A 15555-nucleotide genomic window follows, 5' to 3' on the forward strand; every position below is an offset into this window, starting at 1 on the left:
TGAGATAGACGGGGTCAGACGGCGGATACTGCGGGGAAGACGGCGACGTGCTCGGACTGCCACGACGCGAGGACGCGGTCGCCCGCGGCGAAGCGGTGCGGGTCGACGGTGCGCGCGGCCCGGGTGATCAGCGTCGCGCCAGCGGGTGTCCGCACGACGTACTGACGGGCATCGCCCAGGGTATTTACGGCCTCGACCGTGCCCGCCACGGCGTTGATCGGGGCGTGCACCGACTCCGGCGCGAGCGAGATTGCCTCGGGCCGGATGGCAACCGTCACCGAGCCCGATCGGGGCCCGGCCACACTGTGGAAGCGCACCCCGTCACCAGTGACGAGCAGCCCGTCACCCTCGGCGCGGACGTCGTCGAAGAAGTTCTGCTGGCCGACAAACCCTGCCACGAAGCGGCTCGCGGGGCGCTCGTACACGGTCTCGGGGTCATCGAGCTGCTCGATCCTGCCGCCATTCATAATGGCGACTCGGTCGCTCATCGCGAGCGCCTCGCCCTGGTCGTGGGTGACGAACAGGAAAGTGGTGCGCAGTCGGGTCTGGATGAGGCGCAGCTCGATTTGGACCTCTTCGCGCAGCTGCCGGTCGAGTGCCGCGAGCGGCTCATCGAGCAGCAGCACGCGCGGGCGGTTGACGAGCGCACGGGCGAGGGCGACGCGCTGCTGCTGACCGCCCGAGAGCTGAGCGGGCTTGCGGTCCGCGAAACGCTCAAGTCGCACGAGCTGCAGCACGTCGGCGACCCGCTCGGCGATCTCCGACTTCGAAATGCGTCGCTGACGCAGGCCGTACGCGACGTTCCCGGCGACGGTGAGGTGCGGGAATAATGCGTAGGACTGGAAGACAGTGTTTACCTCGCGCTTGTTCGCGGGAAGGCCCGTAATGCTCTCGCCGTCTAGCAGGATCTCGCCCGCATTTGGCTGCTCGAACCCGGCGATCATGCGCAGCGTGGTTGTCTTGCCGCAGCCTGACGGGCCGAGGAGCGAGACGAACTCCCCCGGGTTGAGCTGGAGGTCGAGCGCGTCAACCACCGTGGAGTTTCCGAAGCGCTTGGTGATCCCGCGCAGCTCGAGCGTTGAACCGTTGGGTACAGGGGTACTCATCGCGTCTCCTCCAGATGTTCATGTGCAGCTTCGAGCGTGCGCAGCCAGTCGGCGGCGGCTGCGGCGATCTCTTCGACCGGGCGGTCGATCTCCAAGCAGGCCACGCCGGGTTCGCCGGCCGGCGATTCGAGCGTGTTGAGCTGGGAGTTCAGCAGGCTCGCGGGCATGTAGTCGTGACTGCGTTCGGCAAGGCGTGAGGAGATCACGCGCGAGTCCCCATCCAGGTGCACAAACGCCAGTTCCGGGCTGTAAGCGCGCAGCAGCGTGCGGTAGCTCAGCTTCAGCGCCGAACATGCGACGACCGGCGCGGAGCCGTCCCGCGATCCCGCGGCGATTGCAAGCCCCACGATGCGCAACCAGGGCTCCCGGTCGGCGTCGTTCAACGGGGTCTCCGCTTCCATCTTGCGCCGGTTCTCGGCGGGGTGCAGGTGATCCGCGTCGATGAACGGACGGCCCAACAGGGCCGCCAACGCCTCTCCCACGGTACTTTTACCCGCGCCAGAAACGCCCATGATCACTACCGGCACCTGTGCCATCCGCGTCCCCTCGTTGCAGCTCACTCAACAATAAACCATATTTATAGATCGTCAAGTTTGGCAAAGAGCAGATGTAAGGAGTTGAGCGCGGAAGCACAGCGCCCGGCGAGATCACGCCGGGCGCCGGCTCGCCGGGCACTGGGAGTGCTACAGCCAGTGGTCGGCGTACAACGCCTCGGGCACGCGCAGCCCGTAGATCGCGAGGCCGGACGACCAGATCGCCGCGCAGCCCGCGCGCAGGAGATCGATCTGGGAGTCGCCCTCAGCGACGATCTCGACCACGTTGGCGTTCATGCGCACGCGCGACCGACCGACCCGGTGGCTGCCGTCGCGCATGCGCTCCGTCTCGGGGTAGGGCAGGTGCAGATCGGCGAGGCTTGCCACAATATAGTCAGGCCGCATGTCCGCTGAGGCGGCAACGAGCTGCTTGGGACGATCCGCGCCGGTGAGCACGTGCAGTGAAGGGATCCCTGCGGCGATCGCGCCCTTGATATCCGTGTCGAGGCGGTCGCCCAGCATCAGCGCGTTGCGCGTGCCGAACCGCTCGATCGCCGTGTCGAAGATTGCACGTTCGGGCTTTCCCGCAAAGACCGGGAGCCGCTGGACCGCGGTGTGGACGGCCGAAACAAGCGTCCCGTTTCCGGGCGCCATCCCGCGCGCAACCGGAATCGTCCAGTCGGTGTTCGTCGCGATCCAGGGCAGCGGCGGCTGGCCCGGGCGCTCGGCGAGCGCGAACGCCGCCTCGGCAAGGTGCTCCCAGCCAACCTGCGGGGCAAAGCCCTGCACGACCGCATCGGGGTTGTCCTCCGCGCTGCGCGTGACGCGGTAGCCGGCCTTCGTAAGCTCATCGACCACGCCTTCGCCACCGACGACGAGCACCAGGGCGTGTGCTGGCACGTGCTCGGCCAGCAGCATGACCGCCGCCTGCGGCGACGTCACCACGTCTGCAGCGGTGGTGTGCAGCCCGAGCGAGGTGAGCTGCTCGGCCACCGCGACATCGGTCCGCGACGCGTTATTCGTGACGTAGCCGAGTCGTACGGTCTCCGAGGCACGGTTCAGCGCATCAACGGCCCCAGGGAGCGCCAGCGGCCCGCGGTAGACGACGCCGTCGAGGTCAGCGAGTACGAGCTCGCGTCCCTCGATCGGCGCAGCACCTGCGGCGGCGCGACGAAAGAGCGCCACGACTACTCCTGCTCGCTCGGCTCGGCCTGCCCTGCGGGCTCCGCCGTTGGGGCGCTGCCGGCTTCGGTCTCGGCGTCGGCTTCAGGAGCGACCTCGACGCCGGCGTGAGTCTCGGCAGCAACTTCGGCTTCAAGCACCTCCGTCTCCGAATTCTCGACCACGGACTTCTCGACCACGTCGACCGGCTGCCCCACAAACTCGTCAGCCGGCGACTCCTCGGCCACGTGACGAGGCGCATCGTCAATCTCGACGCCCGCCCAGTCGTTTGCGTACGAGTACTCCTCGACTACCTCGAACACCTCGAGTTCGGCGCCGCCGAACTTCTCCTCGAGGGCCGCCTCGGCGACCTCGGCACGCTTCTGCCACTGCGCTGCCTCGCGATCACGACCGAGGTCACTGAGCACTGCAGCATACGCGGCGAAGAGCTCGGGGCTCCACGAGAAGGCGCGCTGCGGATCGAGCTGAGGAATTTCGAGCTCGAACAGCGCCTGCTGGGTCTGGCCCAAGTCCAGGCGAGCACCGGACATCGCGATCGCGACCTGCACCTGCACGTCGGTCGACAGGGTCTTGACCTCGACGCCGTGGCCGGTCTCGATGGCCTTCTCCGGCCGCCCGAGCGCGCGCTCGCAGTCGATCATCATCGCGAGCTGCTGCTCGGAACCCGACAAGCGGCGGTAGGTACGCAGCTCGCGCAGCGCGGTGGCGAAGTCGCCGTTCACGTATGAGGTGATCGCGAGGGTCTCGCGAGTCACGGGGATCCGGCCAGCCTTCCGCGACGCCGAGATGGCGTGCTGGTGGGCGAGCTCAGGATCGGTATCGATCAGGATCCCGACCATCGCGAGGTGCCGCGCGACGACGTCAGCAAGGTCCTTCTCGAGCGTCTTCAGCTCGTTGCGGGCGCCGGGGTGCAGGTCCTTTGCGACGACCTCTTCCGGGATCGACGGATCCCAGTGCTCCGAGCGCACGGGGCGCAGCTCGTGCTGGAGGCGCTCGGCCTCAGTCCATTCGCGATCCACGCCGCCGCGATCCGAACGTCCGCCGCCGCGGGTACCGCCACGGCCGAAGCTGTCTCCCCCGCTGCGTGCGTTGTCGCGGCTGAAGCCGCCGTCGCGCTGCGGACGATCACGGTCGAAGGAGCGCTCGGGGCGATCGCCATCGCGGCGGGGACGGTCACCGTCGAAGCTGCGCTTCGGACGATCGCTGTTGTACTCGCGCTTGGGACCATCGAACGAACGCTGGGGGCGATCGCTGTTGTACGGACGCTGCGGACGATCGCCGCCAAACTCGCGCTTGGGACCGTCGAAGCTGCGCTTCGGGCGATCGTTGTTGAAGTCGCGCTTGGGGCCGTCAAAGGAACGCTGAGGACGGTCATTGTTGTACTCACGCTTGGGTCCGTCGGACGAGCGCTGCGGACGATCATTGTTGTACGGACGCTGCGGACGATCGCTGTTGTAGTCACGCTTCGGGCGATCATCGAACGAACGCTGCGGACGATCATTGTTGTACGGACGCTGCGGACGATCGCTGTTGTAGTCACGCTTCGGGCGATCATCGAACGAACGCTGCGGACGATCATTGTTGTACGGACGCTGCGGACGATCGCCGCCAAACTCGCGCTTGGGACCGTCGAAGCTGCGCTTCGGGCGATCGTTGTTGAAGTCGCGCTTAGGGCCGTCAAAGGAACGCTGAGGACGGTCATTGTTGTACTCACGCTTCGGCCCGTCGAACGAACGCTGCGGACGGTCGCTGTTGTACGGACGCTGGGGGCGATCGCCGCCGAAGTCACGCTTCGGGCGGTCGTCGCGGAAGTCGCGTCGATCTGCCGGGCCGCCGCGGTTGTCGCGCTGCGGACCACGATCTCGGTCGCCGCCGCGGTAGCCACCGTTCGAGCTCCCGCCGCCAGAGTTTCCTCCGCGGTAGCCTCCACCCGTGCTGCCGGAGCCGCCACCGGCATTGCCGCCACGGTATCCGCCGCCCGTGCTGCCACCGCGGGAAGCGCCGCCGCTGTTGCCCCCCTCACGGTAGGGACGCTGGGCGCCGTCGCCGCTACGAGGGGCGCCACGGTTCTCAGAGTTGGGACGTCCGCGGTCGGAACGATTCCCGTCGGGACGGTTGCCGTCGCGTCGGGCTCGGTCGTTGCCGTCGTAGCTACCATTCGACCGGTCGTTCATGAGGTTTCCTCCCGCGGGCGTCGTGCCCAAATCACTGTCTAGAAATCAGAAAAGGCCGCTCAGGACCGAAGCTACCAGCAATGGTAATCTTCGATTCTGAACGACCTTTTCTTTGAAAAAGAAGTCCGGCGGTGTCCTACTCTCCCACAGGGTCCCCCCTGCAGTACCATCGGCGCAGTCATCCTTAGCTTCCGGGTTCGGAATGTTTCCGGGCGTTTCCCTGACGCTATAACCGCCGTAACACTATTGACCTGTCAAACCCAACCACACAGACACACCAACCAGGACAAGTACACACTCCGAAGAGCATGGACTACACCGGTCAGGGTGGGTGGTTGTGGCTTGACCGTACGTCAAGAACCACAAAGTGGACGCGAAACATCAAAACACACATCAGAGGTGATGGAAGTGAAATCAAGCCATCGGCTTATTAGTACCGGTCAGCTCCACACGTTACCGTGCTTCCACATCCGGCCTATCAACCCAGTAGTCTACTGGGAGCCTCTCCCGGGCTAAACCCGGATGGAAATCTCATCTTGAGGCCGGCTTCCCGCTTAGATGCTTTCAGCGGTTATCCATTCCGAACGTAGCTAATCAGCGATGCCCTTGGCAGAACAACTGACACACCAGAGGTTCGTCCAACCCGGTCCTCTCGTACTAGGGTCAGATCCTCTCAAATTTCCGACGCACGCAGCGGATAGGGACCGAACTGTCTCACGACGTTCTAAACCCAGCTCGCGTACCGCTTTAATGGGCGAACAGCCCAACCCTTGGGACCTACTCCAGCCCCAGGATGCGACGAGCCGACATCGAGGTGCCAAACCATGCCGTCGATATGGACTCTTGGGCAAGATCAGCCTGTTATCCCCGAGGTACCTTTTATCCGTTGAGCGACAGCGCTTCCACAAGCCACTGCCGGATCACTAGTCCCGACTTTCGTCCCTGCTCGACCTGTCAGTCTCACAGTCAAGCTCCCTTGTGCACTTACACTCGCCACCTGATTGCCAACCAGGTTGAGGGAACCTTTGGGCGCCTCCGTTACTCTTTAGGAGGCAACCGCCCCAGTTAAACTACCCATCAGGCACTGTCCCAGAACCCGATTAGGGTCCGTAGTTAGATATCCAGAATGACCAGAGTGGTATTTCAACAATGACTCCACCTGAACTAGCGTCCAAGCTTCACAGTCTCCCACCTATCCTACACAAGTCACACCGAATACCAATACCAAACTGTAGTAAAGGTCACGGGGTCTTTCCGTCCTGCTGCGCGTAACGAGCATCTTTACTCGTAATGCAATTTCGCCGAGTTCATGGTTGAGACAGCTGGGAAGTCGTTACGCCATTCGTGCAGGTCGGAACTTACCCGACAAGGAATTTCGCTACCTTAGGATGGTTATAGTTACCACCGCCGTTTACTGGGGCTTAAATTCAGAGCTTCGCTTGCGCTAACCCCTCCTCTTAACCTTCCAGCACCGGGCAGGCGTCAGTCCGTATACATCGTCTTGCGACTTCGCACGGACCTGTGTTTTTAGTAAACAGTCGCTTCCCACTGGTCTCTGCGGCCATCACACCCTTTCGGAGTAAATCCTAATAGGCGGATGGCCCCCCTTCTCCCGAAGTTACGGGGGCATTTTGCCGAGTTCCTTAACCATGATTATCTCGATCTCCTTAGTATTCTCTACCTGACCACCTGAGTCGGTTTGGGGTACGGGCGGCTAAAACCTCGCGTCGATGCTTTTCTTGGCAGCATAGGATCAATGACTTCGCCCCTACGGGCTCCCCATCAGCTCTCAGCCTTATATGAGCAGCGGATTTGCCTACTGCTCGGCCTACAACCTTAGACCGGGACAACCATCGCCCGGCAACATCTACCTTCCTGCGTCACACCTGTTAATACGCTCACCACCCCAGTCCGGGTTCGCAGCTTCCCCTCCCGTTCAACCCGAAGGCATCCCGAAAGCTTCCATTGCTTAGCACTACTGGTTAGGTCTTTGACGGTTTTTCGCCGGTACGGGAATATCAACCCGTTGTCCATCGACTACGCCTGTCGGCCTCGCCTTAGGTCCCGACTTACCCAGGGAAGATTAGCTTGACCCTGGAACCCTTGGTCTTCCGGAGGACGGGTTTCTCACCCGTCTTTCGCTACTCATGCCTGCATTCTCACTCGTGTGGCGTCCACGGCTGGTTCACACCGCCGCTTCACTCGCCACACGACGCTCTCCTACCCATCCATACGGCTGGACCACGAAGGCCTACCAATAATATGAATGCCACAATTTCGGTGGCGTGCTTGAGCCCCGTTACATTGTCGGCGCGGAATCACTTGACCAGTGAGCTATTACGCACTCTTTCAAGGGTGGCTGCTTCTAAGCCAACCTCCTGGTTGTCACAGCAACTCCACATCCTTTTCCACTTAGCACGCGCTTTGGGACCTTAATTGGTGATCTGGGTTGTTTCCCTCTCGACAATGAAGCTTATCCCCCACTGTCTCACTGCTGCGCTCTCACTTACCGGCATTCGGAGTTTGGCTGACGTCAGTAACCTTGTAGGGCCCATCGGCCATCCAGTAGCTCTACCTCCGGCAAGAAACACGCAACGCTGCACCTAAATGCATTTCGGAGAGAACCAGCTATCACGAAGTTTGATTGGCCTTTCACCCCTATCCACAGCTCATCCCCTCAGTTTTCAACCTAAGTGGGTTCGGTCCTCCACGCGCTCTTACACGCGCTTCAACCTGGCCATGGATAGATCACTTCGCTTCGGGTCTAGACATGCGACTGAAATCGCCCTATTCAGACTCGCTTTCGCTACGGCTACCCCTCAAGGGTTAACCTCGCCACATATCGCTAACTCGCAGGCTCATTCTTCAAAAGGCACGCTGTCACAGCAACAAGGCTGCTCCAACGGTTTGTAAGCAAACGGTTTCAGGTACTATTTCACTCCCCTCCCGGGGTACTTTTCACCTTTCCCTCACGGTACTTGTCCGCTATCGGTCATCTGGGAGTATTTAGGCTTATCAGGTGGTCCTGACAGATTCACACGGGATTTCTCGGGCCCCGTGCTACTTGGGATACTCTCCACGCGGTGGGCGCATTTCGGGTACGGGATTCTCACCCTCTTCGATCGACCGTTCCAAGTCGTTCCCCTATACGCACACGCTCACGTTCACTGCTCGGCAGAACAGAACGGAAAGTCCCGCAACCCCAACCATGCAACCCCTGCCGGGTATCACACATGACTGGTTTAGCCTCATCCGGTTTCGCTCGCCACTACTACCGGAATCACATGTTGTTTTCTCTTCCTGAGGGTACTGAGATGTTTCACTTCCCCCCGTTCCCTCTACCCGCCCTATATATTCAGGCGGGAGTCACCAGGCAACCTTGCAGCCCCTGGCGGGGTTTCCCCATTCGGAAATCCTCGGATCACAGCTCGTTTATCAACTCCCCGAGGCTTATCGCAGATTACGACGTCCTTCTTCGGCTCCAGATGCCAAGGCATCCACCGTTTGCTCTTAGAAACTTGAAATCACATATAATCATGTTCGCGCCAAACCCACCCCCAAAGGAGTGAAAATTCGACGCAGACCATGAAACACCACACTCTCGTGTGTGTTTCTAAAGATGCTCGCGTCCACTGTGTAGTTCTCAACGTACGGTCGGTACCGCTCCCCACCACATGAACCAACCGGTTCGGGCGAAGCCACGGCCCAAGAAACCAACCCAACACTTCCGTGCCGGCCTGGTCCCTCAGGACCCAATAACGTGCAAATGACTCAGAACTCACCACCCAAAGCGTTCCAACCGTTACCGGCGTACTTACTCCAAATGACTCGCACCAAGCCTGTCAAATATTCCAGCCGTGAGCACCCAGCACCACACATTCGGTGATGATCTGAGTATTCTGCATGACCAAACGGCCATGAGTGCTCCTTAGAAAGGAGGTGATCCAGCCGCACCTTCCGGTACGGCTACCTTGTTACGACTTAGTCCTAATCACCAGTCCCACCTTCGACGACTCCCTCCACAAGTGGTTAGGCCATCGGCTTCGGGTGTTACCGACTTTCATGACTTGACGGGCGGTGTGTACAAGGCCCGGGAACGTATTCACCGCAGCGTTGCTGATCTGCGATTACTAGCGACTCCGACTTCATGGGGTCGAGTTGCAGACCCCAATCCGAACTGAGACCGGCTTTTTGGGATTCGCTCCACCTCGCGGTATCGCAGCCCTTTGTACCGGCCATTGTAGCATGCGTGAAGCCCAAGACATAAGGGGCATGATGATTTGACGTCATCCCCACCTTCCTCCGTGTTGACCACGGCAGTATCCCATGAGTTCCCACCATTACGTGCTGGCAACATAGGACGAGGGTTGCGCTCGTTGCCGGACTTAACCGAACATCTCACGACACGAGCTGACGACAACCATGCACCACCTGTTTACGAGTGTCCAAAGAGTTGACGATCTCTCGCCCGTTCTCGTATATGTCAAGCCTTGGTAAGGTTCTTCGCGTTGCATCGAATTAATCCGCATGCTCCGCCGCTTGTGCGGGCCCCCGTCAATTCCTTTGAGTTTTAGCCTTGCGGCCGTACTCCCCAGGCGGGGAACTTAATGCGTTAGCTACGACACAGAAACCCTGGAAAGGTCCCTACATCTAGTTCCCAACGTTTACGGCATGGACTACCAGGGTATCTAATCCTGTTCGCTCCCCATGCTTTCGCTCCTCAGCGTCAGTAGTGGCCCAGAGATCTGCCTTCGCCATCGGTGTTCCTCCTGATATCTGCGCATTCCACCGCTACACCAGGAATTCCAATCTCCCCTACCACACTCTAGCCTGCCCGTACCCACTGCAAGCCCGAGGTTGAGCCTCGGGTTTTCACAGCAGACGCGACAAGCCGCCTACGAGCTCTTTACGCCCAATAATTCCGGACAACGCTTGCACCCTACGTATTACCGCGGCTGCTGGCACGTAGTTAGCCGGTGCTTTTTCTGCAGGTACCGTCACTTGCGCTTCTTCCCTACTAAAAGAGGTTTACAACCCGAAGGCCGTCATCCCTCACGCGGCGTTGCTGCATCAGGCTTGCGCCCATTGTGCAATATTCCCCACTGCTGCCTCCCGTAGGAGTCTGGGCCGTGTCTCAGTCCCAGTGTGGCCGGTCACCCTCTCAGGCCGGCTACCCGTCGTCGCCTTGGTGAGCCATTACCTCACCAACTAGCTGATAGGCCGCGAGTCCATCCCCAACCGATAAATCTTTCCAGCAACACACCATGCGGTGATTGCTCATATCCGGTATTAGACGCCGTTTCCAGCGCTTATCCCAGAGTCAGGGGCAGGTTACTCACGTGTTACTCACCCGTTCGCCACTCATCCACCAGAGCAAGCTCTGGCTTCAGCGTTCGACTTGCATGTGTTAAGCACGCCGCCAGCGTTCGTCCTGAGCCAGGATCAAACTCTCCGTAAATGAAAAGTGCATACAACCCGGGGAAAAATCCGGACTGCAGCGAGTTTGATTCTGACAAAGATACGAACCATAGACACCACCGAAGCAGCGCCATCTGGCTCTTGTATCGTTATCCAATAAAAAAGGAACATCTACACCCACTCCGAAGAGCAGATGACGAGGTTCAAATAAATGGTATTTGACATTTAGTGCACGTTATTGAGTTCTCAAGGACCAGACACCCCCCGTACACACCCGAAGGCTTCCGAAAGGCAACTTCCCTAACTTACCACACCCTGAACACGACCTCAACCCGAAGGCGAGCCGCACCAGTGCGAGCAAAGCAGGCGAACCACTATCTTACCCGGTCGAACCATCAGGTTCAAGACCAGCGAGACAAGCAATTCATTGTCACGTTCGCAACCGGGCCACATTCCGTGTCCCGCACTGCCGTGCTGACAAGGGATAACATTACGTTCGATCCGGCCCGCGGGCAAATCACGCCCCGCCGCCGGGCGTGTCCCCCCGGAAACACGCGGAAGTTACAAACCCGAGGCGACCCGGACGATCTGCCCCAACCGCGCCAATCCGGCCAAAAGTCGCCAGAAACACCGATTTCGACCAAAATCCCGGGCGTTTTGGGCGCTCCCTCGCACCGCACTCACTCCATGCTGTCGAGAATCCCCACCAGCTGCTCATAGGTCGTGAGCGGATTGACGATCGCGAAGCGCGCGTTCGCTCTTCCGGCATGGGAGCTCGGCACGACGAACGCCTGCTGGCTTTCGAGCAAGCCGTGCGACCAGCGGTCGTAATCCGCCCGCTCCCAACCCGTTCGTTCGAAGACCACCACCGACAGCTGCGGCTCACGCACCAACTGCAGCCCGGGCCGCTGCCGAATCTCGTCGGCGATGCGTCGAGCGAGCGTGATCGAGTGACCGATCGAATCGCGATAGGCGGCAGCTCCGTACGTGGCGAGCGAGAACCACAGCGGCAGGCCGCGCGGCCTGCGCGTCAGTTGCGTCGCGTAATCGGAGGGGCTCCACTCGGTCGCCTCGGTGAGCGCGTCGAGGTACTCGGCGTGCTGCGTGTGGGCCCGACGCCCCGTTTCGGGGTCGCGGTACAGCAGCGCGCACGCGTCGTAGGGCGCGAACAGCCACTTGTGCGGGTCGACGACCAGAGAATCGGCGAGTTCGACCCCGGCGAACTGCTCGCGGCTCAGCGGCGAGAGCATCGCCGCGAGCCCGTAGGCTCCGTCCACATGCAGCCAGAAGTCGAACTCCTGCTTCAGCGCCGCGATCCCCGCGACGTCATCGACGATCCCAAAATTCGTCGTCCCTGTCGTCACGACGACGGCGATCACCCGATCTCCGTGATCCTGCAGCTGCGCCCTGACCGACTCTGCGCGCAGCACGCCATCCGCATCGACGGCCGCGGTCGCAATATCCACGTCCATGACCCGTGCCGCCGCCGCGATTGACGAGTGGGCCTCAGCGCTGCAGACGATGACCCAGCGGCCCGAAGGGGATGCCTGGCTCGCCAACTTGTCGCGCGCCACTTCCCTGGCCGCGACCAGCGCCGAGAGGTTTCCGATGGTGCCGCCCTGTACGAACACCCCGCCGGCGCCCTTCGGCAGCCCGAACTCGTTCGCCAACCAGCGAAGCACCTCGTTCTCGGCGTGCACGACCCCGGCCCCCTCCATCCAGGACCCGCCGTACAGCGCGCTCGCCGAAACGACGAGGTCGAATGCGACGGCCGCCTTCGACGGGGCACTCGGGATGAATGACAGAAACTGCGGGTGGTCGGTCGTGATGCAGGCCGGCGCCAGCACGTGCTCGAAAACCGCAAGTGCACGCGCCTCCCCAATGCCGCGCTCGTCAATGGTGGTCCCCGCAAGGCGCGTGAGTTCCGCCTCGGTGGAGGGGTGATCAAGGGGCGTGTTCTCCGACAGGATCCTGCGCCGTGAGTACTCGAGTACCCGGTCGACGATGCGTTCCGTCTCCGCGGAAACCTCGTGCATGCGAGTGTGGTGGCCGCTCGCCCCGGAATCTGATGTGCCGCTGTGCGTCATTGCTGGCTCCTCCGCGCTGAGTGGTGTCATTGATTGTCTCGCGCGAAGGCGTCACTCTGCCAGAAAATCAGCGGAGGGATTCCTCGAAGAAGCGCCCCAGCTCGAATCTGGATACGAAAAAGCGGCCCGGGCGTAGTGCCCAGGCCGCTTTCGACACGCGATTCGCGCCGTCAGTCGAACGTAATCACGCTCCGTGTCCGCTCGCCGCGACGCATTGCATCAAACGCCTCGTTCGTCTCATCGAGTGGCACCCGGGCACTGATCAGGTCGTCCAAGGGCAGCGCCCCCGCAAGGTAAGCGCGCGCGATGCGCGGAAAGTCCCGCGCCGGCACAAGCCCGCCATAGTTCGAGCCGATGATGGTCTTCCCTTCGTAGGCGAGCAGCAGGCCGTCGATCTCGACCTTCTGCCCCTCCGGCGGCAGTCCCACAAATACGGCCCGCGCTCCCGGGCGGATGAGGTCGGGAAGCTGCGCCATCGTCGCCACGCGCCCGATCGCCTCGAAGGCGACGTCCACGCCGCCGTCAGTGAGCTCGCCCACACATATCGCGAGATCAGGTCCCCCGATCAGTCCGTGGGTCGCGCCGGCGCGCACAGCCTCCGCAAGCTTCGCTTCGGACACGTCGACCGCAATGATCGGGGTGGCGCCAGCAAGTTTTAGCGCCGAAATGATCGATAGGCCGACCCCGCCGGATCCGACCACCACTGCGGACTCCCCCGCGACCACACGGGCGTTGTTGACGACCGCCCCGTAGCCCGTGCCGACCGAGCAGCCGATGAGGCTCGCGATATCGAATGGCACACGATTATCGATCTTGATCGCCGCGAACTCGGGCACCACGACAGCCTCGCTCATGGCGCCGACGGCGAGGTACGGGTATGCGGCTGCACCCTGCGCGTCGCTCCACCTCGTCGTACCGTCGGGCAACAAGGAGTCATTCGACTTCGCGAAGCGGCACGCCCAAGACTTGCCAGCGGTGCACGACTCGCAGCGCTGGCAGGCCTGATGCCACGCAAGGACAACGTGGTCACCCACGGCAAGGCCGCGCACTCCTTCGCCGATCGACTCGACAACGCCGGCGGCCTCGTGCCCCATGATGGCGGGCAGCGCGACGTTCCATTCACCATCGAGCACGTGACGATCCGAGCCACAGACACCTGCCGCGCGCACCCGCACACGTACCTCGCCGTACGAAGGGGGCGCCAGGTGCAGCGTCTCGACTGTCAAGCGCCCAGCCTTGTCGCCGCGGTAGACCGCCGCGCGGACCTCAATCGTCTCGGTCATCTGGCTATTCCTTTCCTGCAGCGGCGAAAGTGTCCTTTGCGTCGTAGCCGCCGAGCCCACGCCGAATGTAGAACACATGGCTCAACACGATGTGACTCATCATGGCGATCAGCACGGTAGGCACCGATGCGGTCGCGTACTGGAAGAGCGGCTGCGTCTCGAGCGTGATCGGGTTGTAGATCCAGAGGTAGAAGGCCGCAGCAATTACGACCGACACAAGCGCCGCGACGTTCACACCTCCGGTGAATTGCAGCGGGTCGCTACGTCCGCTCGCGTAGAGCGCGCGAAGCGGGATCGCTTGCTTTCGCAGGATGAAGTAGTCCGCGATGATCACGCCGCACAGCGCCGCAATGAACGAGCCGGTCACGACGACGAACGTCATGAAATGGGTGTACATGAACCCGGGGAACAGACTCAGGATCGCCGGTAGGGCAAGGAACACGGCGCACAATTGCGGCCATCGCAGCCGGGCGAGCAGTCGACCGCTCGATTGCTTGAGCGCGAGCACGGTCGAGTACGAGATCGACGCCATGCTGGTGATGTTGGCAAAGCCCACGAAGAGCAACGTCAATACCCCCAGGATCGGCCCGCCGAGCGGAACCATCCAGGCGGTCGGATCTGCCTCACCGATCATCAGCGCAGCCGCCATTCCGACGACCTGCGCCACCGAAGTCCCCAGGAATACGCCAGCGTAGGCGGGCCAAACTGCGGCCTTGGGACGTCGGGTCAGGCGCGCGAGCGTTCCCATGACTGGCCACCAGGAAAGTCCGGCGCCGAGGTTGAACTCGACCGCCATCATGAAGTTGAGCGAGTCATTCTCGAACGGGGCCATCGGGGGCGCCGCGAGCAGGTCTGACCACGAGTGCTGCGACATGAGCAGCGTCATCATGAGCACCACGATCACGATGAGGCCGGGGGCGACGAAGCGGTTGAGCTTACTGATCGTCACCGGGCCGCGGGAGAGGACGAACCATCCCGCCAGGATCGCGAGCAGCGCGAACACCGTGACGATGGGGCCCATCGTCTCAAGTCCCGTCCCAAAAGCCTGGTTCGATATCTCGGTAAAGGCGCGGCCAAACATGATGCCGAGCAGCGACGTCCAGCCCACCTCGGTGAGCAGCACAACAGTAAACACCACGATGGCGACGCCGATCGCACCAAACACCGACTTGAGCGCCCGATATTGTTCGAGGCCCAAACGCTGGCTGAGCACCACGCTGCCGAGCACCATGATCGCCAGGCCCACGCTATTGCCGATGAGCATCGCGGCGATGCCGTCGGTGAATCCAACGAGCAGTACGGTCGATCCACCGGTCATGAACGCCCAGGTGGCAATCGCCAGGCTGATGGTCACCCAGCTGAAGTCGCCCGCGCCCCACACACGCTCCGGCTTCAGCAGCGGAAGCGAGCCGTAGGTAGCCTCGGCGGCCACGGCCCGCTCAACGCGGATGGCCTGCGTCTCGGTCAGTTCGGCATTGTCGTTCACAGCGCGGCCCCAATCCATGCCGCTGCCGCGATACCCCCGACGACGAGCAGAAAGACGGCCAACGTGCGCCCGCTCAGCACCGCGTGCGCCGGATCAGCCGCCTCCACGGTTTCAAGCTCTGTCAGCCGCCGTTCGAGCTCTCGATCGATGTCAGTGTGACTATTCATGCGGTGGACTACCTCCTTGTACATCCAGCCGCAGATCCGCGGCGATTTCGGCAAGCGTATGCGCATCCGCAGTGACGACTCAAACGAAATCGCACCCTGATCGCCCGGTTATTCTCGTT

8 protein-coding genes and 3 rRNA genes are annotated in these 15555 nt (G+C 61.8%); all 11 read right to left on the minus strand.

Translation table 11 applies throughout. The annotated features are described in order from the left end of the window. Nucleotides 1–14 precede the first annotated feature (14 nt). The gene (locus JW030_RS10355) at nucleotides 15–1106 is read right to left on the minus strand and encodes an ABC transporter ATP-binding protein (RefSeq protein WP_188046652.1); all 1092 of its coding nucleotides are present in this window, start codon (nucleotides 1104–1106) and stop codon (nucleotides 15–17) included. Then, on the minus strand, nucleotides 1103–1642 hold the full coding sequence (locus JW030_RS10360) for a gluconokinase (RefSeq protein WP_241095418.1): 540 nt from the start codon (nucleotides 1640–1642) through the stop codon (nucleotides 1103–1105). The genes JW030_RS10355 and JW030_RS10360 overlap by 4 nt, the downstream gene beginning before the upstream one ends. A 147-nt stretch (nucleotides 1643–1789) precedes the next feature. After that, nucleotides 1790–2824 carry an HAD-IIA family hydrolase gene (locus JW030_RS10365; RefSeq protein WP_188046651.1) on the minus strand — a complete coding sequence of 345 codons (1035 nt, stop codon included), beginning with the start codon at nucleotides 2822–2824 and terminating at the stop codon, nucleotides 1790–1792. Between the two features lie 2 nt (nucleotides 2825–2826). Then, the gene (locus tag JW030_RS10370) at nucleotides 2827–4995 is read right to left on the minus strand and encodes a primosomal protein (RefSeq protein WP_188046650.1); all 2169 of its coding nucleotides are present in this window, start codon (nucleotides 4993–4995) and stop codon (nucleotides 2827–2829) included. Between the two features lie 123 nt (nucleotides 4996–5118). Next, a 5S ribosomal RNA gene (rrf, locus tag JW030_RS10375) occupies nucleotides 5119–5235 on the minus strand. Between the two features lie 170 nt (nucleotides 5236–5405). Further along, nucleotides 5406–8519 (minus strand): 23S ribosomal RNA (locus tag JW030_RS10380). A 408-nt stretch (nucleotides 8520–8927) separates the two neighbouring features. Further along, nucleotides 8928–10453: ribosomal RNA gene (locus JW030_RS10385) — 16S ribosomal RNA — on the minus strand. The 16S, 23S and 5S rRNA genes sit together here, the layout of an rRNA operon. 640 nt (nucleotides 10454–11093) lie before the next feature. Continuing rightward, nucleotides 11094–12500, minus strand: coding sequence for an aminotransferase class V-fold PLP-dependent enzyme (locus JW030_RS10390; RefSeq protein ID WP_188046316.1), 1407 nt, complete (start codon nucleotides 12498–12500; stop codon nucleotides 11094–11096). Between the two features lie 170 nt (nucleotides 12501–12670). Continuing rightward, a complete protein-coding gene (locus JW030_RS10395; RefSeq protein WP_188046315.1) occupies nucleotides 12671–13783 on the minus strand; it encodes an alcohol dehydrogenase catalytic domain-containing protein in 1113 nt (370 codons plus the stop codon). A 4-nt stretch (nucleotides 13784–13787) separates the two neighbouring features. Beyond that, a complete protein-coding gene (locus JW030_RS10400) occupies nucleotides 13788–15269 on the minus strand; it encodes a cytosine permease (RefSeq protein ID WP_241095419.1) in 1482 nt (493 codons plus the stop codon). Then, complete coding sequence (locus JW030_RS10405; RefSeq protein WP_188046313.1) at nucleotides 15266–15436, minus strand: hypothetical protein; 171 nt, start codon at nucleotides 15434–15436, stop codon at nucleotides 15266–15268. The genes JW030_RS10400 and JW030_RS10405 overlap by 4 nt, the downstream gene beginning before the upstream one ends. Between the last annotated feature and the right edge of the window lie 119 nt (nucleotides 15437–15555).

Origin of the sequence: Leucobacter sp. CX169, from assembly GCF_017161405.1 — a bacterium.
In the GTDB taxonomy this organism is placed as follows: domain Bacteria; phylum Actinomycetota; class Actinomycetes; order Actinomycetales; family Microbacteriaceae; genus Cx-87.